Genomic DNA, 23,048 nt, shown 5'->3' on the forward strand with positions numbered 1-23,048 from the left:
GGTCAGTTTAGCTTCCTGCGCTCGACTTGCATGTATTAGGCACGCCGCCAGCGTTCGTCCTGAGCCAAGATCAAACTCTCAATAAAATTGATGAGTAATACTTTACTCTGGTTTCAAGCACTAGCTTGTCTTACTTTATTTCTTAACATTACTGTGTGTGTTATTCAGTTTTCAATGGTCAAATAATTAACTGTCCGTGTCAGACAGTAAATATATCATAGCATAGCGACTTTACACTGTCAACATAAAATATTCACAATTATCAAAAAATGTCGATGTGCGCGTTCGAAATGCAACGTTTTCTATCATAACGAATCCTTACTTGAATGTCAATGATGAATATACAAATACTTTACGTCTCTACTCTATTCTTTACCAAGAGTCATGACATGGATTAAAAAAAGAGCATGCACCGTTTATTATAGTACATACTCTTTTTGTCTATTTAATTCGCTACGATGTTAACAAGTTTACCAGGCACAACAATAACTTTACGCACGGTTTTATCTGCTAGCTTCTCTTTGATTTGATCATGCTCTAGGGCAAGTTTTTCTAAATCTTCTTTAGATATGTCTTTGTTAACCATCATCTTCGCACGGTTCTTACCTAGAATTTGAATGACGATCTCAACTTCACTTTCAACAAGCTTCTCCTCATCAAAAGTTGGCCAAGCAGCATAAGCAATCGTTTCTTCATTACCAAGTAGTTGCCACAACTCTTCAGCCAAGTGAGGGGCTACAGGTGACAGTAATTTCACAAAGCCTTCCGCATAAGCGGTCTTAATCTCATCCGCCTTATACGCTTCATTAATGAAGACCATCATTTGTGAGATCCCTGTATTAAACTTCAATTCTTCAAAGTTTTCCGTGACCCGTTTGACCGTTTCGTGATACACCTTTTCTAATGTATCATCTGATATGTCGACTTTTACTTTACTCGTTATCTGGCTTGTTTCCTCATCAACATAAAGGCGATACACGCGATCTAAGAATCGCCGCGCACCGTCAAGACCGTTTTCTGACCAAGCAATTGATGCATCAAGTGGTCCCATAAACATTTCATAGAGACGCAATGTGTCCGCTCCATGTGACGCAATAATTTCATCTGGGTTCACGACATTACCTTTAGATTTACTCATCTTCTCATTGTTTTCACCAAGGATCATCCCTTGGTTAAACAATTTCATAAACGGTTCTTTTGTTGGTACAACTCCGATATCATATAAGAATTTATGCCAGAAGCGTGCATAAAGTAAGTGTAAGACAGCGTGTTCTGCTCCACCAATATACACATCAACTGGTAGCCAGTCTTTTAACGCCTCTGGGTTAGCTAATTGTTCACTGTTATCCGGATCGATAAAACGCAGGAAATACCAACAGCTCCCTGCCCATTGCGGCATCGTATTGGTTTCACGGCGCCCTTTCATACCTGTCTCTTCATCTACAACATTCACCCAGTCATCAATAATCGCAAGGGGTGATTCACCTGTACCTGAAGGCTTAATTTCATCTGTCTTTGGCAACACGAGTGGTAAGCTGTCTTCTTTAACGCCTGTTGTTGTTCCATCTTCCCAGTGAATAATTGGAATAGGTTCGCCCCAATAGCGTTGACGGCTAAAGAGCCAGTCTCTTAAACGATAAGTAACTTTTTTCTCACCCTTATGATGTGTTTCTAACCAATCAATCGCTTTGTTAATTCCGTCTACTTTATTTAATCCATTTAAGAAGTCAGAATTAATGTGCGGGCCATCTTCTGTAAAAGCAGCTGTTTCAATATCGCCACCTTCAAGAACCGGAATGATGTCTAAATCGAATTTTTTCGCAAATTCATAGTCGCGCTCATCATGGGCAGGAACAGCCATAATTGCCCCACTTCCATAACTAACAAGGACATAGTCAGCAATCCAAATAGGAACTTCTTTACCGTTAATTGGATTAATCGCGTAAGCACCAGTGAACACACCGGTCTTGTCTTTTTGCAACTCAGTACGTTCTAAATCGCTTTTTGACTTCACTTGATCAATATATGTTTCAACCGCTTCACGTTGATCATCAGTCACTATTTCATTTACAAGGTGATGTTCCGGTGCAAGCACGGTATACGTCGCCCCAAAGAGTGTATCTGGACGTGTCGTAAACGCTGTAAATGACGTGTCATGGTTTTTTATTTCAAATGTTACATTTGCCCCTTCAGAACGACCAATCCAGTTACGTTGCATATCTTTAATGCTTTCTGGCCAATCAAGCTCATCTAAGTCCTCAAGTAAACGATCTGCATAAGCCGTGATTTTTAACATCCACTGTTTCATTGGGCGACGCTCAACCGGATGCCCCCCACGTTCACTCAAACCATCGATGACCTCTTCATTTGCAAGTACTGTCCCAAGTGCTGGACACCAGTTTACAGCTACTTCATCGACATAAGCTAACCCTTTTTCATAGAGTTGTAAAAAGATCCATTGTGTCCATTTATAGTAGTTAGGATCCGTTGTGGCAATTTCACGATCCCAATCATATGAAAAACCAAGCTCTTGAATTTGACGTCTAAACGTATCAATGTTTTTCTTTGTAAATTCAGCTGGATCATTTCCTGTATCAAGGGCGTACTGTTCTGCCGGTAAACCAAAAGCATCCCATCCCATTGGGTGAAGCACTTCATAGCCTTGCATTCGTTTCATACGTGATAGAATATCCGTTGCCGTATACCCTTCTGGATGCCCAACGTGTAAGCCTGCCCCTGATGGGTAAGGGAACATATCCAATGCATAAAACTTTTCCTTCGTTGAATAAGTATCTGCTTTAAATGTTTTATTAGAAAGCCAATAGTCGCGCCATTTCTTTTCAACCTGTTGATGATTAAATGACATTATTTCTCCTCCTCATGTATTATGTATAACGACAAAAGTAGAACATACGTTCTAAAATATAAAAAAGCCCTCATCCCAAAACTGGGACGAGAGCATTCCCGCGGTACCACCCAAAATTAACGCCAACAGGCGTTCACTTTCATTCTTTAACGCAGAATACGGCGGTCATTACTATTGTTCACAACCGCAACCAAACAGGTGAGTTCAACTGATCCATTGAGTAACTTTCACCGACCGTTACCTCTCTTGACAACGCATCACGCCTACTATTCCTCTTTATTGTCGTTCTTCATATTTTAATCGTATTGTAAGTAAACCGTCGTTATTTGTCAAGCAAATGTTAAAAAATCGACAAATCTCAATGCCCCTTCCATCTGTCATTATGTTAGAATAACCAACGTAACATTATTTTAATCAAGTAGGAGCGTATATTTATGACAAATCCCTTTCCATATGCGTTTGAGGACAAACGCTACCATTCATGGAATTATCATTTAAAAAATCACTTCGGTGAAAAAATTTTTAAAGTCGCCCTTGACGGTGGGTTCGACTGTCCTAATCGTGACGGCACCGTCGCTTACGGTGGGTGTACTTTTTGTTCTGCGGCTGGGTCGGGTGACTTTGCGGGTGATAGAATCGATGACTTAGAAACACAATTCAACACCGTAAAAGAAAAAATGCACCGAAAATGGCCGAACGCAAAGTATATGGGCTATTTCCAGGCTTACACTAATACGCATGCACCGGTTGAGGAGCTGCGCGAGAAGTTTGAACTTATTTTAAAACAAGACAATGTAGTCGGGCTATCGATCGGGACACGTCCTGACTGTTTACCTGATGATGTTGTTGAGTATCTAGCAGAACTTAACGAACGCACGTATCTATGGGTTGAACTCGGCCTTCAAACAATGCATCAATCAACATCTGATTTAGTTAATCGTGCCCATGATATGGCGTGTTATTTAGAAGGTGTTGAGAAGTTAAGAAAACATAACATCAATGTGTGTACACACATTATTAACGGGTTACCCGGGGAAGACTATCACATGATGCTCGATACCGCAAAAGCTGTGAGTGAAATGGATGTTCAAGGCATTAAAATCCATATGATGCACTTACTCAAAGGCACACCTATGGTGAAACAATATGAAAAAGGCATGCTAACATTCATGACTCGCGATGAGTACATCCAGCTCGTCGTTGACCAATTAGAGATTTTACCGAAAGAAATGATTATTCACCGGATTACTGGCGATGGTCCTCCTGAATTACTGATTGGTCCAATGTGGTCGATGAGCAAGTGGGAAGTCCTAAATGCCATTGATGCTGAACTCGTTAAGCGCAATAGCTACCAAGGGAAACATTACAATCAATATCCGGCGGTGCTTGCATAATGAAGCGCGTCATCCCGTACAGTCATCAATTACTAAAAGAAACCATTCAACCTGGCGACGTTGTTGTTGATGCGACAATGGGGAATGGTCATGATACGTTATTGTTGTCAGAACTCGTTGGTGAGTCTGGGTTCGTCTATGCTTTTGATATACAAGAAAAAGCATTAACTGCTACGAAACAGCGTTTAGAAGTACATCAACAACCACCACGCGAGCTTATTTTAGATTCACATGCTCATGTGGAAAATTATTTAAAACCAGAACACAACCGTCATATTAAAGCGGCGATTTTCAATTTAGGTTATTTGCCCGGCAGCGATAAAACCATTATCACTACGCCTGACTCAACCATTACCGCCGTTAAAACATTGATTGATCATTTAACGTTTGACGGTTTAGTCATTCTCGTCGTCTATCACGGTCATCCTGGGGGTGACATTGAACGAGATGCTTTAACTGCTTACTTAAGTCAATTAGATCAAAAATCATTTGATGTCCTCCGTTATGGATTCATTAATCAAAAAAATCATCCACCGTTTATTTTAGCGGTCAAAAAAAAGTCGAGAAACTAAGTTTCTCGACTTTTTTGCTCATTATCTAGTAATCGCGATTACTTTCAGTTCTAACATCACGTTCTTACTCTTTATTGATGCGCTTCAACATACTGTACAATCGCTTCAGCTTTATCTGTTTTCTCCCAAGGGAAGACCACATCCGTTCGACCGAAGTGACCGTAAGCGGCTGTTTGTTTAAAAATCGGTTGACGTAAGTCTAACATCTTAATAATCCCCGCTGGACGCAAGTCAAATAAATGACGGACCGCTTCAACGAGTAACTGTTCAGTTACTTTGCCTGTTCCGAATGTATCGACAGCAACCGATACAGGTGATGCGACACCAATCGCATATGCGAGCTGAACTTCACAGCGGTCCGCAAGACCAGATGCGACAATATTCTTCGCCACGTAACGCGCCGCATAAGAAGCTGATCGGTCCACTTTCGTTGCATCTTTCCCACTAAAAGCACCACCACCGTGACGAGCGTATCCACCGTAAGTATCGACAATAATCTTACGACCCGTTAAACCAGCATCACCTTGTGGTCCACCAATGACAAAACGCCCACTTGGATTGATAAAGTATTTCGTCTCATCATCCAGTAAGTCACTTGGAATGACCGGAAGAATGACGTGTTCTTTAATATCTTTTTGAATTTGACTTAATTCAATTTCTGGATGGTGCTGAGTCGAAATAACAATGGTATCAATCCGTACGGGACGATCATTTTCATCATACTCAACCGTGACTTGCGTTTTACCATCTGGACGTAGGTAATCCAATACTTTTTCTTTACGTACATCACTTAAGCGTTTAGCTAATTTATGTGATAAAGCGATCGGTAACGGCATCAGTTCAGGTGTTTCATTGTTGGCATAACCAAACATTAACCCTTGGTCCCCTGCACCGATTGCTTCAATATCTTCATCATTCATTTGACCTTCTCGCGCTTCAAGCGCTTGGTCTACTCCACCAGCAATATCAGGTGATTGTTCGTCAATTGCTGTTAAAACGGCACACGTTTCAAAGTCAAAGCCATACTTGGCACGTGTATAACCAATGTCTTTAACCGTTTGGCGAACAATTTTCGGGATGTCAACATAGGTTGATGTTGTGATCTCTCCACTCACTAATACAAGCCCCGTTGTAACGGTTGTTTCACATGCGACACGCGCAAGTGGGTCTTTTGCTAAAATAGCATCCAAAATCGCATCAGAAATTTGATCACTGATTTTATCTGGGTGACCTTCTGTAACGGATTCGGATGTGAATAAACGACGATTTAGAGTCATTCTAAATCTCCCCTTTCTGTAACATGCTTATGTTACCTCTTTATTTTGTTTTATAGCGCGTTTTCTTAGCCAACTTTATCATAACGGAACAGATAGAGAATTGGCAGATACCGTTTCTTTTTTGTTCGTCTTTTTTAGTTGTTTGTCGAAATTTGTCAATCTCGATTCGATTAGCGTACGAATGTTATCGTATCTAAACAACTCCCGCTTGTCAATATTCGTTGTCTATTTTTACTGAAGTTTTTTAACACGTAAAAAACTTTGTCACATTTTCCACCCTTTATACATGACAAAAGCTTTAAAGCACCGCGCTTTAAAGCTTTTTTTCTTCAATCCATTTAATCGCTAACGCCACAACCTCATCTTTCATAATAAAACTGTATCGCTCATCCGTTTTCAATTCTTTTGGGAGACAGTTCACTAATACCGGACCATGCGTCTCATAATACGTATCTTGGCCTATTAATTGAGCAACATCTGCAAGATAAACATTCTTAACGATTTGGTCAGCTTTTCCGTCGACATAATATTGACCGAGATAAATAAGGTGGTCAACATCGCCCCCGGTCTCCTCTTTCACTTCACGAATAGCCGCTTCCATTGCCGTTTCGCCTTTTTCTACTTTCCCACCAGGAAATTCTAGTCCACGGGTTTTATGGTGTGTTAATAACCACTGATTCCCAATTCGAGTAATGACAAGCACATGTTTTGGCTCTTTTGAAAAAGGATGATCGGAAAAAGAGAAAGTGACGGTATTATTGTAGTAATCTTTAAATATCTTCATAACAACCCCATTCTCCCTCTTCTTTTTAACCAGTATAACATATACCACTTTTCACTTTTACACTTACTTAGTCATTTAGTTCACTTGAATGAAGATCGACCTGACTAATCCTCCATTGATCTGTGTAATTAAAACGTAGCTGGATGTGATAAGGTCCGTACAATTCTATATTTTCTACTGTTTGTTCGACAATGACTTCTTTGTCTGATACTTCGGTTAACTCATACGGTATATCTTTTTCAAACCACGGGGGTAATTCTGTCGGACGTAAGTAGACGCCCTCTTCAGTCTCAGTAAAATAATAAGACACATGAGGCTCACTGACCTCCCGCGTGGCCACTTGGTCAAATTGCTCATATAATTCAGCGATTGTTGGGACATGAACTAGTCGGTAATCATCATCAATCTCTTGTTTAATATAAGTTAAATACGCCTCTGTAAGTGTCGTTAAGTCAGCTTCAGTAAAAGGGATAGATGTTTGTTTAATCGTCGCTTTATCACTCACTGCCGCTTGACGATAGCTATTTGATTCATTCGCTATGTTTTCAGACTTAGTCACGTAAGCTGATACAAAAACCGCCCCACTGACAATGATTATAATTGTTATTAAGCTGATTACCATTCGCTTCATTATTGCCACCCTCTTCTTTTATAGCCACCTTTTTATTTATCGCTCGTTCACTATAATAGTTGATTCCACAAAATCGTGACGATTAAACCTGTTCCTTATTTCCAATGCCCTCCGATTTTTTTCGCCCGAATCTTGGCTTGCCCTGCATCAGTGAGTGACGATGCACGCATCACACTATCAGCCCCGAACGTTTCTTTAAGATGATCCATCACCTCGGCAAGCTGCTCCTTTTTTATCGGATCATCAAATAACGATAATTGACGGGTCGTTTTATCTTCTAAGTGGGTTAATGTTACCCCCACTGACCGTACCGGTTGTCCGTTCCACGACTGATCGAATAGCCGTTTTGCCGCTTCGTAAATATCATCCGATACCGCTGTTGGTGCAGTTAGCTTCATTTGTCGCTTAAAACCATCGTGACGGTGAAAGTCATGTCCCCTCACATATAAATTTATGCCCGACCCAAGATAGCGTTGTTTCCGTGTTCGTCTGGCGACTTCTTCTGACAATTCACGTAAGACGACTAAAATAGCCTCCCTTTCAACATAATCATACGGTAATGTCATATGATGACCAATCGCTTTTTGTTTGACATGGGTATGTTTCGTCACCGGGCTTGGATCAATACCGTGACTAAAACGATATAACACTTCTCCATTAATACCAAAACGTTGTTTAATCCAGACAAGCGGATGGTTGGCTAAACTACCAATCGTATAGAGCCCCATTCGTTTAAAATGCGCCTCCATTCGGTGTCCTACACCAAATAAATCGCCTATAGGCCTAGGCCACAATTCGGCTTCTATTTGGTCTTTAGTTAGCTCATAGATACCCGTTGGATGCTTTTTCGCAAAGTGATCACACGCCATTTTAGCCAACACCTTTGTCGGACCTATCCCTATCCGCGATTCAATCCCAATCGTATCTAAAATCTCATCATGGATGGCTTGAGCCATATGATTTCGGTCTTTAAAGAGATGTACCGTATGTGTGACATCGACAAATTGCTCATCAATCGAATACACTTCCACTAAATCTGTATATTTTTCTAAAATACGCGTGATTTGCATTGAGACATCAATATACAGCGCCATATGTGGCTTGATAACTTTTACACCAGGACACTTAGCCCGAGCTTGCCACAATGGTTCAGCTGTTTTTATTCCGTAAGCTTTTGCCTTTGGACAGGCAGCAAGGATAATGCCACTGCGCTGATTCGGATCCCCCGCAACAACGATAGGTTCATGCCGAAATCGCGGATGTGTCACTTTTTCAATAGAGGCATAAAATGACTGCATATCGACTAAAAAAATAATCCGTTCCATTAAAAAAACCTCCAGAGTAAGACCGCGTTGTTTATCTCATTATAAACGAACACACGTTCTTTTTCTAGAGGATATTTGTTCCATCACTTTATTCAAGCGAGACATCACTTCCTTTGTTGATTCGCAAACGGTACCCTTTATTACGGACAGTCTCTATCATCTCTCCTGCTTCTTTTAACTTCTGTCTAAGACGACTGATAAAAACATCGATGATACGGACATCTGATTCTTCCGCATGACTCATCACTAATTTTACTAACGTTTCACGGGTTAACACTTTTTCCGGATGAAGCAATAAAGCATACAGCAGCATCGCTTCTTTTTCTGTGAGCGTGACCGGTTTATCTTCAACATAAGCGGTTTGTGTATCAACACGGAGTGAGAGGATACCAAACTTAATTGTCTGATTGGATTCTGTTAGAAAATGAAAATTCCCCCGTCTTTCCACTGCGCGGATACGTGTTAAGAGCTCTCTTAGGTCGAACGGTTTAACTAAATAATCATCAGCTCCTAACTCTAACGACAGCATACCATCCAGTTTCATCGGTTCAGAAACGAGTACCATTAAACAACCATTAAATTTTAAACGTCGTAAATCCGCACAAAGATCGGCACTTTGATAATATAACGCACGATCAATAATAATATGCGTTGGCTCAACTGTACTTATTAGATAATGCAATGACGGCTCTGATTCCACGACCCAAATTGAATAACCTTCCCGTTTAAACGACGGCTCTATTTGAGCGATGAGCTCTTTATCTTCACTTAAAAGAATTAATACACGTGACATCCTTTCACCCTCTTCGTCTATAAATATCTAGTATTTAGTCTAACGAATAGATGTTAGCTAGAAATGAATAGAAGGTAAAGTTTATGTAAAAAAAGCCACATAAAAAGCTATGCCGAAAATGGCATAGCTTTTAGTAAAAGACTCAAATTAAGCTGATAGTTTCACATGAGCCTGTTTTTGAGCAATCCACGGCTTCAACTTAACAAATAACGGGACAAATAGAATGGAGACAATGACACCTTTAATTAAGTTGAAAGGGACAACGCCCGCAAAGATCGTTCCAAGTAAAACACTTGGTGTTAGTTGTTCAAAGCCCATAAACGCACTATAAATTGGTAGTAATACAAAATAGTTTAAGATACCCATCGCAATGGTCATAACGACAGTTCCGACAACAAGACCGGAAATGAGACTTTTTTGACCTTTGTACTTGTGATAAACCATCGCAATTGGCACAACAAACGTCACACCAGCGATAAAGTTAGCTAACACACCCACCGGATCGGCTGCACCTGATAATGCAAGGTAAAGCAGGTTTTTAATCAATTGCACAACCACACCCGCCATTGGCGAGAAGATAAGCGCCGCAAGTAGTGTTGGTACTTCACCAAAATCTACTTTTAAATACGGTGGTAGGAAAGGTAATGGAAAGTTTAAAAACAGTAAAACCATCGAGACCGTTCCAAAGAGTGATAAAATAATCAGTTTTGTTAATTGTGATGTTTGACCTTTTTTCATGTCGACATCCTCCTTCATCTTGTTTATCGATTGGGATCTTTATGATGAAGGGAGAGTAACATTCTTGAACATTAAAAAGACCTAAAGCACATACTTTGGGCTTTAGGTTTAATGGCATCAAGAAATAAATGGTCGATGACCATTTTACTCCATATCTTCTCCCATCCAGACTTTAACTGTCGGCTCTGGACTCTCACCAGATCCACCGCACACGTGCGGGTCACGGACTTCTAACAAAGGTTAGTTACCGTCGGTCGGGAATTACACCCTGCCCCGAAGATTCAATCGATATTTTATTATAGTTACAGTATAGCGCGACTTATGAAAAAAGTGAAGAGTTTTGCATGAACTTTTTTCACAAAGTTTAAAGTTATGTATTTAAAGTGCCTCTCCGTTTAAAAAAAGAGACACAAAACCCGCCTCAATTATAATGAGACGGGTAATGACTAGTCTTCTAACGGATTTAAATTTTCTTTACCTGTCATATGAAGGATCCAATCGACGATTAAATCGATTTCTTCTTCAATATCTTTAATACTTGCGGTTTCAACAGGTGAGTGCATATAACGTAGCGGTAAAGACACTAAGCTAACCGGCACACCTTGATTAGTTAAACGCATTTTATCAGCATCCGTTCCCGTCATACGCGGCGTTAATTCATACTGCACGTCCATATTTAAACGTTTGGCTGCTGCTTCTAACCATTGATTGATTTTTCGGTTAATCGGAGCACCTTTGGCAAGGACTGGTCCACCGTCAAGAATGATATCTCCGTATTTGTTTTTATTGACATGTGGATAATCTGTCGCAAATGTCACATCACACGCAATCGCAAGCGTTGGATTAATCCCACTTGCCGCAAAGTAAGCCCCACCCATATTCGTCTCTTCATTGACCGTACTCGCGGCATAGACACCGACATTTAAGTCTTTTCCTTTTAGTTTACGTAAGACTTCTCCAACAATAAACTGCCCGGTACGGTTATCAAGACCGCGACCGGTAATATAGCGGTCCATCAATACATCAGGTGAACGGTCATATACGGCCAGATCACCAATTTGAACAAACGCACTGATCTCTTCTTTCGACTTTGCCCCACAATCAATGTATAGATCATCGACATCAAAGTCTCCTTTTATGCCACCATGGTGCTGGGCATTCACACCAATTACTCCAGTCAACGTTTTATGACTACCCATTACATGCACACGCATCCCAATGGCAGCCTTCGGGTTGACACCACCCATTTTATCAAAGTATAAAAAACCATTCTCATCTATCCGATTAATCACGAGCGCAATTTCATCGCAATGTCCCGCCAGTAAAATTTTAAAATCTGCCTCTTTATTTAAGACGGCAATCGCATTACCGGCATGATCAGTAATGATCTCATCAGCATACGGTTTCATGTAGTCGATCCACGTTTTTTGAATCGCCATTTCCATACTAGACGGAGATGGCGTTTTAAGTAAGGTCATTAAAAAATCTTGATTTTCTAACGTCAATAGTAACGCCTCCTGTAGCTTTTATTGGACATTCTCTGTTCTTGCTCATCAAAAGAGCCACGCACTTTTATTAGTATCGCTTCTTTAACGAAAAAAATCAAGGCATCCTAGGACACCTTGATTGTTAATCGTTAAAAAATTACAAACGTTTTTCTAACGCTTTTTTCTCTTCTTCGAATCCTGGTTTACCAAGTAAAGCAAACATGTTTTTCTTATAAGCTTCTACACCTGGTTGATCAAATGGATTCACACCGAGTAAGTAACCGCTAATCGCACATGCCTTTTCAAAGAAGTAGGCCACATAACCGAATGTATAAGCATTTAATTCTGGTAAGTGAACAATGAGGTTAGGTACTTGACCATCTGTATGAGCTAAGAGGGTACCTTGGTACGCTTTTTCATTCACAAAGTCAACGGTCTCACCGGCAAGATAATTCAAGCCATCTAAGTCTTGTGGGTCTTCTTCAATTGTTAAGTCATGACGTGGTGATTCAACGTGAAGCACTGTTTCAAAAATATCACGACGTCCTTCTTGTACGTATTGACCTAATGAGTGAAGATCGGTTGAAAAGTTAGCTGATGATGGGTAAATCCCTTTAAAGTCTTTCCCTTCACTTTCACCAAACAGTTGCTTCCACCATTCGTTGAAGTATTGTAATGCTGGTTCATAGTTAATCAGCATTTCAATTGTTTTACCTTTATTGTAAAGGACATTACGCACAGCCGCATATTGATATGCAGGGTTCTTATCTAAATCCGGTTCACTAAAGTCAACCTGTGCTTGGTGAGCCCCTTCCATCATGTCATCAATATTGACCCCACTTGCCGCAATGGGTAATAAACCAACCGCTGTCAGTACTGAATAACGGCCACCAACATCGTCAGGAATGATAAAGCTTTCATAACCTTGTTCTGTCGCCAATGTTTTAAGTGCCCCTTTTTCACGGTCTGTCGTTGCGTAAATACGTGATTTCGCTTCTTCTACGCCGTATTTATCTTCTAAGAACTTACGGAAGACACGGAAAGCAAGCGCTGGTTCTGTTGTTGTTCCACTCTTAGAGATAACGTTAACTGACACGTCTTTATCTTTTAATAGATCAAAGAGGTCGTGCATGTAAGTTGAACTGATGCTGTTACCAACAAAAATCACTTGTGGCGCTTGGCGATCTTCTTTACCGAGGAGGTTGTAGAATGAATGATTTAACATTTCAATCGCCGCACGCGCTCCTAAGTAAGAACCACCAATACCGATAACAAGTAAGACATCAGAATCTGATTTAATTTTTTCTGCTGATTTTTTAATACGAGCAAATTCTTCTTTATCATAGTTCTCAGGTAAGTCTACCCATCCTAAAAAGTCGCTACCTGCACCTGTTTTATTATGTACCTTATCATGCGCTAATTTTACAGGCTCTTTTAAATAATCTAATTCATGCTCGCCAAAGAAGGCTAAAGCTTTGTCATACTCAAAACGTACGTGTGTCATTATTGTCCCTCCAGTTTTAAATTTAAACTTCTCTTTTAATTTACCTAAAAAACCTTATGAAATCAAGTACAATCAAACGTTGAATGAAAAAAATACGATTATTGTCAGAAAAATCAGAGATAATCACGCATTAATTATAGCGAATAATTAATAGGCATCTGATCAATTATAGTCATAAAAAAAAGAGCAGGTACCGTAGTCCTACTCTTTCATTCATACTTATTTATTTTGGCCTGATTGCTTTAACCATTCTTCTAACTTGTCTTTAAGCGTGTTGAATCCTTGTTCCTCTTGTTGAGGGGTATAAGATTGCTTTGGCTTATTGTTGTTACGTGGTGCTTTTTGTTTTGGTGCTTCTTCAGTTGCACGAATAGATAAAGAATACTTGTTTTTCGCTTCATCAATTGAAAGAATCTTCACGTTTACTTCATCGCCCACTTTAATGTGATCGTTAATATCTTTAACGAACCCGTGAGTGATTTCTGAAATGTGAACTAAACCTTGTACTTGATCATCTAATGCAACGAATGCGCCGTAAGGTTGAACACCCGTAACTTTCCCTTGTAATACTTGACCTTCAGTGAATTTTTCTGACATAATTACAACTCCTCATTTAATTTTGACAAATCTAAAACGACATACTGTCATTGGATTTACCGATAGCGTTTATACACAATTATTGATTCTACCACATGAACCCCCATTTTTACAAGCATTTACCCTCAACTTTATTCAGTGTTTTTTCTATAACCGGACAAGCGGCAGATGATTAGAACTGACAACGTAAGTTATGTTATAATGCTAAACAACTTGATAATGATAGATTATGACTAGGAGGTTATACAAATGGAGCATTTCAATACCTTTCCTGACCGTAAAGGTACACGGTCAGTCAAGTGGGATAAAGTACAAGAATTATACGGCTCAGATAATGTCCAGCCACTATGGGTAGCGGATATGGATTTAGAGATTGCCTCACCGATTAAAAAAGCGTTACATGAGCGCGTCGATCACGGCATATTCGGCTATACCTTCACTGATGAAGCACTGAATAAAGTCGTCATCGATTGGGTTAAAAACCATCATAACTTTGATGTTGCATCTAACGATATTGTTTACAGTCCAGGCGTCCTCGAAACGATTCATATGACGATTTTGACACAAACGGATGAATTAGATAAAATCTTAATTCAAACACCCGTGTATCACCCTTTCCAGCATATGATTAAACGACACAACCGTACTTTAGTTACAAGTCCACTCATCAATACCGAAGGTCACTATACCATGGACTTTAATGATTTAGAAGTCCAGTTCAAAACTGGCGTGAAGATGATGATTCTTTGTAGTCCTCATAACCCTATTGGGCGGGTATGGACAAAAAAAGAGTTACAACGTGTTCTTGAATTAGCAAAGCAATATCACGTCCTCATCGTATCGGATGAAATTCACGCTGATCTTGTTTACTCAGGACACAAGCATACACCGATGGCGTCGCTCGACTCAGTAGCAAGTCATCCAATCATTACGCTGATGTCACCCACAAAAACATTTAACCTAGCCGGGTTACAGATTTCTTATGCGATCATTCCGGACAAGAAGATCCGAACGCAAATTAAAAATGCGTTTGTTCGATTTGGTATGACGATGTTAAATCCACTAGGTATTACCGCACTTGAAGCGGCTTATACCCAAGGTGAGGATTGGCTTAGTCAGCTCATCGACTTACTGACAACGAATAAAACGCTCGTGGAGACAACGCTTGAACCTTATGATAGCGTGACTGTCACACAAGCAGAGGGCACCTATTTACTTTGGTTAGACTTCAACCATCTAGGAATGAGTCACGATGACTTAAAAACATGGATGGAAAAAGAGGTGGGGCTCGGTCTTAACAGCGGAATTGCTTTCGGTGAAAATGGCAGTGGCTTTATGCGGATGAATATTGCTAGTCCAACGACTTATATAACAGAAGCGCTCGATAAACTAACAAAGGCACTCGATAATAAGGCATAGTATTGCTGAGATATTTTACATCCATACCCTAACCGTACGTTTAAAACGATATGAAGATAAATGAAAAAGAAGCATGGCCGCAACGTACGCGCCATGCTTCTTTTTTAAGTATGCGACAAAAATTATTCGCCTAATTGTTCACGGATTGCTGAAGAAATGCCTTCTATTGCTTGATCTTCATCAGACCCTTCAACAGTGACTTTGATTTCAGCGCCTTTAGGTACACCTAAAGACATAACACCCATGATTGATTTTAAGTTAACTGCTTTACCATTGTAATGCATTTCTACGTGTGATTCATATTGTCCTGCTTTGTTCACTAAAAGCGTCGCTGGACGTGCATGAATACCTGTGTCATCAGTAATTGTAAACGTTTGTTCTTTCACTATGATTCCTCCCATCTTCATAAATTCATTCATCACGGATGATGATGAATATATACTATTATATACGAAATTTACCATGAAATAAATATGTTTACAAGCTTTATTATAACGTTTTCATTCTTTTAGTACGAATTGTCTAAGTTTGTTTTGTTAACTTACATTTATTCCTAGTTAACGTTCGGATTTTCAGTTGTATTTTTAATTTTTTTATGATACCGTTATCTTATCAAATGAATCAAGGAGGCTTTTTAGTTATGAGTACTCATATCGGAGCAAAACAAGGTGAGATTGCGGATAAAATACTATTGCCAGGTGATCCTTTACGCGCGAAATACATCGCTGAAAATTTTTTAGAGAACCCTGTATGTTATAACGAAGTTCGGGGAATGTTAGGTTATACGGGGACTTATAAAGGTGTAAAAGTATCGGTCCAAGGGACAGGTATGGGGGTTCCTTCTATCTCGATTTATATTAACGAACTCATGCAAGAATACGGTGTACAGAAACTTGTACGTGTGGGCACGTGTGGTGCCTTACAGAAAGATGTTAAAGTAAGGGACGTTATTCTCGCACAAGGTTCGACGTCTGACTCCCAGATGAATCGAATGACTTTTGGTGGCATTGATTATGCTCCTATCGCTGACTTTGACTTACTTAAAAAAGCTTATGACACTGGTATAGAAAAAGGCTTAAAACTCCGCGTCGGTAACGTCTTCACGAGTGATAGCTTTTACAGAGATAACGCTTTAGATTTATTCAATAAGTTAGCGGATTATCAAGTACTCGGTGTAGAAATGGAAACGACCGCCCTTTATACACTTGCGGCTAAATACAACCGTCAAGCACTTTCAGTCCTTACTGTTTCTGACCACATTTTAACTGGAGAAGAGACAACCGCTGAAGAACGTCAAACAACCTTTAACGACATGATTGTCGTTGCCTTAGACGCTGTGATTCAATAGTTTGTTTTGACATTAATTCAACACCAACACTTATCTCGATGATTTCATTGAGGTAAGTGTTTTTCTATAACGACATCATTTCGATGACGAATGTCTTTAGGCTGTGTTATACTAGATGATATCAATCGACAGAGACAGAAGGGATCGATCAAGCGTGACCATCTTTCAGAACTTTCCATTAATGACCGCTTTGTTTGCGATTTTTTTCGCCCAAGGTGTAAAAGTACCGATTCATTTCATTGCGACACGTGAATTTAAACCTGGCCTTGCCTTTAGTACAGGTGGCATGCCAAGTAGCCACTCTGCGGCTGTCACAGCTGTAACAACAGGGATTGGCATTGAACACGGGGTTACTTCAGGATTATTCGCGGCGTCTGTTATTTTTAGTATCATCATTATGTTCGATGCAACCGGGATACGCCGTCAAGCTGGTGAACAAGCGATTGTGTTAAATATGTTAGTGAAAGACTTTCAATACTTTGTAGATGAAGCAAAAGTATGGACAAAAAAGAAAGAGTATGAGCGTAGAAAAGAATTAAAAGAGTTACTCGGTCATCAACCAATTGAAGTGTTTTTCGGTGGGTTAACGGGGATTATCTTAGCCTTCTTGATGTACCCACTTTTCTAAACTTTAGACATAGCAAATGTCAAAAAAAGCTGTCTCCTCCAATGAATCTGGAGGAACAGCTTTTTTTGACTTAATGAAAAATGACGACTAATCTATCTTTCCCGTCGCGACCTTTTAAAGACGTGCGACCAAAAAACAAGTCCCCCCATTTGTAATACGACAATGTGATCCGTTACCCGTTTAATCATCGCAGCAGTATAACCTACTACCTTCTTTTTGTTCCACAACAAACCAATCGCATCACGCTGACCTATAGAAGCAATCCGACTACCATAAGCTTTAAAACTAAAGTGACTCGGTCTCTGTTTATCATCTATCTTCGCCAGTAAGTGATTAGCACAATATTTGCCCTTTTGAATCGCTAAATCAGCATTAGGGAGCACTTTTTCATTTGATTGTCCTGTTGTCTCGGCGGCATCGCCGATGATGTATACATCCGGGTAGCCTTCAACGGTTAAATCATCTGTTAATCTAACAGGACCCGCCTGATGTTGAAATAGCGCTGTTTGAAGAATGGCATGCGTTGACACCCCTGCGGTCCAGATAAATAAATCGTGGGGCAATTCCTCAATAATACCACCACGTTCAACCTTAACTGTGTGACGCGCGATGGCTTTAATTGCTGTTTGTAATTTAATATCAATATATTCTGCCTCAAGTTGACTTAACGCATATTCCCCGAGTTCTAAATTAAATTCCGGTAACACCGTTGAGGCCTTTTCAATTAGTGTAATTTGAGCTTTTGTCGGAGAGACTTGGTATTGTTCAAGTAATTTTGGTAATTGTTCTTTAAGTTCCCCTACTAACTCAATGCCAGTAAAGCCACCACCCCCAACAACGATCTTTAATGAATCACTACGATTTGACTTTTGATAGTCTGCAATGACAGTTAATAAGCGGTTATATAAACGATTAGCCCGGGCAAGCGTGACAATGCTATGGGCATGCGACTCAAGTCCAGGCACTTCACTCGTATTAATTTCAGCGCCTAAGGCAACAACGAGATAATCGTATGTGTAAGTTGCCTGATCTGTTGTTACTTGTTTCATATCCGGTCTTATTTTTTTAACGGTTTCTTTTTTCAGTGTCACTCGTTTTTCGTCAAGAACGGTAGCTAAGTCAATCCGTGCTAAGTCTTCTGAATAGAGACCAACCGCACAGCGATGCAACCACGTCGTTTGGTAGTGATAACGATGTTTATTAATCAGTGTTATGAAAACATCTTGATGTTTTAATTTTTTCTGCAGCCTGAGTACCGTGGTCAGGCCAGCATACCCGGCCCCTAATACGACAATATGGGTCATAAACGTTCGTCCTCTCTATCCTATCATTCCGTCACAAATTCGTCATAATTTAATCTTATCTTGTTTCATTCATTTTTACAATGAAAAATCCTTAAAAGCATTATCGATTCATCTCTTACTAAAGTATGTTAGAATATTGAATGTATTTAACGATCAAATGGGGGATAAACAAATGGAAGAAAATCAACTATACGATATAACAATTATCGGTGCAGGTCCTGTTGGACTTTTCACTGCCTTTTATGGCGGTCTTCGCCAAAAGAAAGTTAAGATTATTGAAAGCTTACCACATACCGGCGGACAATTAAGCGCGCTTTACCCGGAGAAATATATTTATGATATTGCCGGTTTCCCTAAAGTACGCGCACAAGACTTAGTCAGTAACTTAGAAGAACAAGTCAGGATGTTCAACCCAACCTATTGTCTTGAAGAAAACGTACAAAACGTAACCAAACAAGACGACGGGTCGTTTATGATTGAAACAAACAAAGAGACACATTTCAGCAAGACGATCATTATTACCGCAGGGAATGGTGCCTTTCAACCGCGTAAACTCGCGTTAAAAGAATCAGAAGCATATGAAGGGCGTAATCTACATTATTACGTCGATCAAATGATGAAATTCAAAGATAAACGGGTTGTATTATTTGGTGGGGGTGATTCGGCATTAGACTGGGCACTCATGTTAGAACCAATCGCCAAAGAAGTGACCCTTGTGCACCGACGTGATCAATTTAGAGCACATGAGCATAGTGTTGAGAAACTTCAACAATCATCGGTCAATGTTGTCACTCCTTACGTCCCTGAAGCCCTACACGGTAAAGACCAAATCGAATCAGTCGTACTTAAAGAGGTCAAAGGGGACAAGACGTTAACAATTAACGTCGATGACGTGATTGTTAACTATGGTTTTATCTCATCACTCGGTCCCATTAAAAATTGGGGACTAGAGATTGAGAAGAACAGCATCGTTGTTAACTCACGCATGGAGACAGCGGTAGAAGGTATTTACGCAGCGGGTGATATTTGTACGTATCCTGGTAAAGTTAAATTAATTGCTACTGGTTTTGGCGAGGGGCCAACAGCGATTAATAACGCGATCAATCATATGGAACCAAAAGAGCGGTTGCAACCCAAACACTCAACGAGTATGTTTGAATAGCCGATGAACTCGAATAGACCTGACGTTACGCCATATCGCGTGACATCAGGTCTTTTAGTTCTTTGTCTAGTAGATGATAAATGAACAGATGTTTTCATCGTCATTTAAATGCCTTTTAAAACTCAATGTGAGGACTCTATACTTCTTGTACTCTGAAGAATATACGTCATGATTTCATCATCAACTTCACCCGTTTTAAAGATGTCATTGGTGTGTTGGGGACGCTTAACATACCCACGGCCAATTAATTCTTTTAGTAAATCACTATATTCAACCGACGTTTTGCCGATGAGTAAATGCTCGAATGAGTCCCCTCGCTTATGTTGATTATAGATTTTAATAAAACCTCTAAGATACAAGTAGTCCTTCGTAAAGCCACCACCACGCATGACTCTTGCGGTTAAATCAAATGCTTTGTCACGAGTGAAGTGATATTCATCGACAAAGTATTCAAAGATTTCTCTAAACCCTTTACCTTTTACCATCATGTTGACGGCAATAACGCGGTAAGCCAAATCTTTCAAGCGATTAATATGCATCGTACCCGTTAAAAATTCTGATAAGACCGCTAAACCTTCTTGCGTTTCCACATTGTTAGGTGTGCCAAGCAACAAGAATTTAAGTGGTTGTTTATTGGCATTCATCGTTGTTAGCATATGCACACCAATTTCATGTTGGGATAATAACTTTATGTCATTTTCATTAAACTTAGCTTTTTCATTAATCACCAATGTTTTTTTAGCCGAGTTGACCATCATTCTAGCCGCCATATTCTTACCAAAAGTTAATTTGCCCCCCATGTTCCACTCTTTAAGCGCAAAGGCAAATCGTTGCCGTACTTCTTCTTTTGTGAGTGTTTTCGGTGCTTCATTATCTAAACCATACGACTGAATGATATAATTGGCATTCATCACGTCCACCTTATCCGGTTTTCCGTATAGTCTAAGTGAATTGTATAAAAAGTCATCCGTTCCACGTGCTGCTAACATATCAATCGTAATGGCATACTCCTGAATGATATCTTTATACAGGCGCTGGATCGAGATATCATAAATATCAGCTACCGGTAATTCATATAGCCGCTTCTTTAATTCGTAAGGATCGATATTGAGTGGTCGATAAGTAAACTCAGGCTCTTTTCGGTAATTTGAATCGAAAAATTGTTTTCTGCTTTGTTCTAAATTTTTTGGGTTCACGTACAATAATGTCTCAAAACTCCTTAACATCTTGTACAATTTTTTATCAATCGACAATAACACGGGGTCATCTACGTTTGATAACAGTTTTGTTTTATTGCTGATTTTCTGATCACATTCACGATTATTAAAGTATAACGATGTTGCCATAATTGCCTTCTTCATACCCTCCGTAATGCGGTCAATTACCTCAGGATAAATATCCCCTGTGTTTTCATCACAATAAATCTTCTTGACTTCAATTGGCATAACGACTGTATTTTCAAAGTTTTTTGTTACAAACTTCGATACATAGCCTCGTCCAAAAAACACATCATTTTCTGCGACCGTATTTTCAATATTATCAAAACTGATTTTCTTTAATTCTTTTAATAATCGCGTCACATATTTTCCGTAACGATGTTTATTCACATTCTCTGTACCTAAGTTAAAGACAGGATGGGCGTGCTCAATCACTTCCCGTTGATAGTTATACGAATGAATATCATACAAGATGGCTGCACCAAACTTCGTTTCAATCTTCTTGATTAAGGCGTTTAAGACAGCATAAAACTCCCGGTGTCGACTTAAACTTAACAGCTTGACATCAGGGGTAAGTGGTTCACGCCACACAACTTTACCCCAAGCAACATCATAAATCGCTTCCTCTTCTGATCGATTGAGATCGTAGTAATACCGTGAATCATTACCAATGATTCTAATCGGTAATGATTCGATAAATTTACCGGTAAATGGATCTTCTTCATTCCACCGCGAGCGTTCATCAAGCGCACATTGACCTGTCAAGAAATCACTCATCGAGCTACCGTCATGAACAGCAGCACAAATAAACGGCACATATTTCTCAATATGCAACGTAAAACCACCCGCTGTGTTCGTAGCAGAAAAAACTTCCTCACGATTAATTTTCTCAATGATTTCCTCAACCGATAACTTATACATTGTTAACCTCATTTTTATAAGACTCTCGGTTTCGAATCTTATGACTCTTCTCTTTTAGTTGGTTTTCTTTGTCTCTCACAACATCTTCAACAAAGTCAATCACATCACGCTGGAGTTTAACCTTATTGAATTTATTAATATTCACAATTCCACCAGGACTTTGTACGTTCACTTCAAGTAATTTTTTATTGATTAAATCAATACCAGCAAAATAGATCCCATCATCTTTTAATTTTTTTGCGATTGTTTTACAAACAGCCATTTCATCCGCTGTTAACGTATATTTCTCTGCTGAACCACCCGCATGGATATTCGAGCGAATATCCCCTTTGTTTGGCACGCGGCGATAAGCCCCGATCACTTTACCATTTAAAATCATGACACGAACATCGCCGTTCTCTGCCCCTTCAATATACTCTTGCAGCATGACATACTTTTTCCCTTTATCCGTATTAATATAAAAATCTAAAAGCGAGTTAAGGTTTTGTGTTGCCGTTTTTTCAATAATAATGACACCACTACCTCCGTAACCATCTACGGGTTTTAAAATCATTTTCTCATGTTCACTTTCAGCCACAATTCGTTTTAAATAGTCAATATTCTTAGATACATACGTTTTCGGAATATATTCGTTATCTGGATCATGGAAAGTGGTCGTATACAATTTATTATTGGCTTTTCTGATACCGTGAATATTATTGACGATAAACACATCATCATTGATAGAATCTAGGAAGTTTAATAGTAAGTTGTCTACCGGAGGATTTTTTCTTAAAAAGACGACATCGAACCCCGTAAGTGGTAACATTTGTTCTTTAAACTGTACTTTCTTATAAAACGTGACCATATTATCTGAAATATTATCCATTTTGTTGATCATTTTAATAAACCCATAAGTCTCATTATTTCTTATTGTCAAATTTGTCGTATAAAGGATCCCTACATTATGGTTTCTTTTACAAGCCTCGTGGATAATTCGTAGCGTTGATTCAGTTTCTGGCACCATTTTGTCCCAGTGATTAATAATAAAACAAATATTCATTATGCATTCTCCTCGTATTATAATAGTTTTTTGTGAGAG

At 39.5% G+C, this 23,048-nt stretch carries 20 protein-coding genes, 1 rRNA gene, 1 riboswitch and 1 other annotated feature; of the genes, 6 read left to right on the forward strand and 15 right to left on the reverse strand.

Annotation, left to right across the window (positions count from 1 at the left end):
* Together BM390_RS05345 and leuS are read right to left on the reverse strand one after the other, a co-directional pair.
* Nucleotides 1-86 (reverse strand): 16S ribosomal RNA (locus BM390_RS05345); the annotation flags it as partial.
* A gap of 359 nt (nucleotides 87-445) precedes the next feature.
* The gene (leuS, locus tag BM390_RS05350; protein WP_089853227.1) at nucleotides 446-2,866 is read right to left on the reverse strand and encodes a leucine--tRNA ligase; all 2,421 of its coding nucleotides are present in this window, start codon (nucleotides 2,864-2,866) and stop codon (nucleotides 446-448) included.
* 79 nt (nucleotides 2,867-2,945) lie between these two features.
* Nucleotides 2,946-3,155, reverse strand: a binding site (T-box leader).
* A gap of 145 nt (nucleotides 3,156-3,300) precedes the next feature.
* Between leuS and mnmL the strand changes: the two genes are divergently transcribed.
* Nucleotides 3,301-4,260 (forward strand): tRNA modification radical SAM protein MnmL/YtqA, encoded by a 960-nt coding sequence (mnmL, locus tag BM390_RS05355; protein WP_062323198.1) that lies wholly within the window; start codon nucleotides 3,301-3,303, stop codon nucleotides 4,258-4,260.
* Nucleotides 4,260-4,832, forward strand: a complete 573-nt coding sequence (gene mnmM / locus BM390_RS05360) for a tRNA 5-(aminomethyl)-2-thiouridylate-methyltransferase MnmM (RefSeq protein ID WP_089853230.1) — start codon at nucleotides 4,260-4,262, stop codon at nucleotides 4,830-4,832. The genes mnmL and mnmM overlap by 1 nt, the downstream gene beginning before the upstream one ends.
* A 71-nt stretch (nucleotides 4,833-4,903) precedes the next feature.
* Here the strand turns inward: mnmM and metK are convergent, their stop codons facing one another.
* From metK to yugI, 9 genes are all read right to left on the reverse strand, one after another.
* On the reverse strand, nucleotides 4,904-6,109 hold the full coding sequence (gene metK, locus BM390_RS05365) for a methionine adenosyltransferase (RefSeq protein ID WP_062323193.1): 1,206 nt from the start codon (nucleotides 6,107-6,109) through the stop codon (nucleotides 4,904-4,906).
* Between the two features lie 313 nt (nucleotides 6,110-6,422).
* A complete protein-coding gene (gene ytkD / locus BM390_RS05370) occupies nucleotides 6,423-6,893 on the reverse strand; it encodes an RNA deprotection pyrophosphohydrolase (RefSeq protein WP_062323191.1) in 471 nt (156 codons plus the stop codon).
* Between the two features lie 67 nt (nucleotides 6,894-6,960).
* Nucleotides 6,961-7,524: a hypothetical protein gene (locus BM390_RS05375; protein WP_062323189.1), complete on the reverse strand. Its 564-nt coding sequence runs from the start codon at nucleotides 7,522-7,524 to the stop codon at nucleotides 6,961-6,963.
* Nucleotides 7,525-7,619: 95 nt separating this feature from the next.
* Nucleotides 7,620-8,849: a DNA polymerase IV gene (locus BM390_RS05380; RefSeq protein ID WP_089853233.1), complete on the reverse strand. Its 1,230-nt coding sequence runs from the start codon at nucleotides 8,847-8,849 to the stop codon at nucleotides 7,620-7,622.
* Between the two features lie 88 nt (nucleotides 8,850-8,937).
* A complete protein-coding gene (locus BM390_RS05385; protein ID WP_062323187.1) occupies nucleotides 8,938-9,642 on the reverse strand; it encodes a response regulator transcription factor in 705 nt (234 codons plus the stop codon).
* A gap of 147 nt (nucleotides 9,643-9,789) precedes the next feature.
* Complete coding sequence (locus BM390_RS05390; protein ID WP_062323185.1) at nucleotides 9,790-10,380, reverse strand: ECF transporter S component; 591 nt, start codon at nucleotides 10,378-10,380, stop codon at nucleotides 9,790-9,792.
* A 149-nt stretch (nucleotides 10,381-10,529) separates the two neighbouring features.
* Nucleotides 10,530-10,665: riboswitch (FMN riboswitch) on the reverse strand.
* A gap of 161 nt (nucleotides 10,666-10,826) precedes the next feature.
* Nucleotides 10,827-11,858 (reverse strand): M20/M25/M40 family metallo-hydrolase, encoded by a 1,032-nt coding sequence (locus tag BM390_RS05395; protein ID WP_062323200.1) that lies wholly within the window; start codon nucleotides 11,856-11,858, stop codon nucleotides 10,827-10,829.
* A 166-nt stretch (nucleotides 11,859-12,024) separates the two neighbouring features.
* Nucleotides 12,025-13,371, reverse strand: coding sequence for a glucose-6-phosphate isomerase (locus BM390_RS05400; protein WP_089853236.1), 1,347 nt, complete (start codon nucleotides 13,369-13,371; stop codon nucleotides 12,025-12,027).
* Between the two features lie 219 nt (nucleotides 13,372-13,590).
* Complete coding sequence (yugI, locus tag BM390_RS05410; RefSeq protein WP_062323182.1) at nucleotides 13,591-13,968, reverse strand: S1 domain-containing post-transcriptional regulator GSP13; 378 nt, start codon at nucleotides 13,966-13,968, stop codon at nucleotides 13,591-13,593.
* Between the two features lie 249 nt (nucleotides 13,969-14,217).
* On the opposite strand from yugI, the gene BM390_RS05415 reads away from it, so the two are divergent.
* Nucleotides 14,218-15,387, forward strand: coding sequence for a MalY/PatB family protein (locus BM390_RS05415; RefSeq protein WP_062323179.1), 1,170 nt, complete (start codon nucleotides 14,218-14,220; stop codon nucleotides 15,385-15,387).
* A 122-nt stretch (nucleotides 15,388-15,509) separates the two neighbouring features.
* Here the strand turns inward: BM390_RS05415 and BM390_RS05420 are convergent, their stop codons facing one another.
* The gene (locus BM390_RS05420; protein ID WP_062323178.1) at nucleotides 15,510-15,773 is read right to left on the reverse strand and encodes a phosphocarrier protein HPr; all 264 of its coding nucleotides are present in this window, start codon (nucleotides 15,771-15,773) and stop codon (nucleotides 15,510-15,512) included.
* Nucleotides 15,774-16,027: 254 nt separating this feature from the next.
* On the opposite strand from BM390_RS05420, the gene deoD reads away from it, so the two are divergent.
* Together deoD and BM390_RS05430 are read left to right on the forward strand one after the other, a co-directional pair.
* Nucleotides 16,028-16,735: a purine-nucleoside phosphorylase gene (deoD, locus tag BM390_RS05425; protein ID WP_062323176.1), complete on the forward strand. Its 708-nt coding sequence runs from the start codon at nucleotides 16,028-16,030 to the stop codon at nucleotides 16,733-16,735.
* 154 nt (nucleotides 16,736-16,889) lie between these two features.
* Nucleotides 16,890-17,363, forward strand: a complete 474-nt coding sequence (locus BM390_RS05430) for a divergent PAP2 family protein (protein ID WP_062323173.1) — start codon at nucleotides 16,890-16,892, stop codon at nucleotides 17,361-17,363.
* A gap of 92 nt (nucleotides 17,364-17,455) precedes the next feature.
* On the opposite strand, the gene BM390_RS05435 is transcribed toward BM390_RS05430, so the two are convergent.
* Nucleotides 17,456-18,667, reverse strand: a complete 1,212-nt coding sequence (locus tag BM390_RS05435; RefSeq protein ID WP_062323172.1) for an NAD(P)/FAD-dependent oxidoreductase — start codon at nucleotides 18,665-18,667, stop codon at nucleotides 17,456-17,458.
* 172 nt (nucleotides 18,668-18,839) lie between these two features.
* Between BM390_RS05435 and BM390_RS05440 the strand changes: the two genes are divergently transcribed.
* A complete protein-coding gene (locus BM390_RS05440) occupies nucleotides 18,840-19,829 on the forward strand; it encodes an NAD(P)/FAD-dependent oxidoreductase (RefSeq protein WP_062323169.1) in 990 nt (329 codons plus the stop codon).
* 122 nt (nucleotides 19,830-19,951) lie between these two features.
* Here BM390_RS05440 and BM390_RS05445 read toward each other — a convergent pair whose 3' ends face one another.
* Together BM390_RS05445 and gshB are read right to left on the reverse strand one after the other, a co-directional pair.
* Nucleotides 19,952-21,967 carry a flavohemoglobin expression-modulating QEGLA motif protein gene (locus tag BM390_RS05445; RefSeq protein ID WP_177220635.1) on the reverse strand — a complete coding sequence of 672 codons (2,016 nt, stop codon included), beginning with the start codon at nucleotides 21,965-21,967 and terminating at the stop codon, nucleotides 19,952-19,954.
* Nucleotides 21,960-23,009 (reverse strand): glutathione synthase, encoded by a 1,050-nt coding sequence (gene gshB / locus BM390_RS05450; RefSeq protein WP_062323165.1) that lies wholly within the window; start codon nucleotides 23,007-23,009, stop codon nucleotides 21,960-21,962. Before gshB ends, BM390_RS05445 begins: the two co-directional genes overlap by 8 nt.
* Between the last annotated feature and the right edge of the window lie 39 nt (nucleotides 23,010-23,048).

Source organism: Halolactibacillus miurensis, from assembly GCF_900116255.1.
GTDB lineage: Bacteria > Bacillota > Bacilli > Bacillales > Amphibacillaceae > Halolactibacillus > Halolactibacillus miurensis.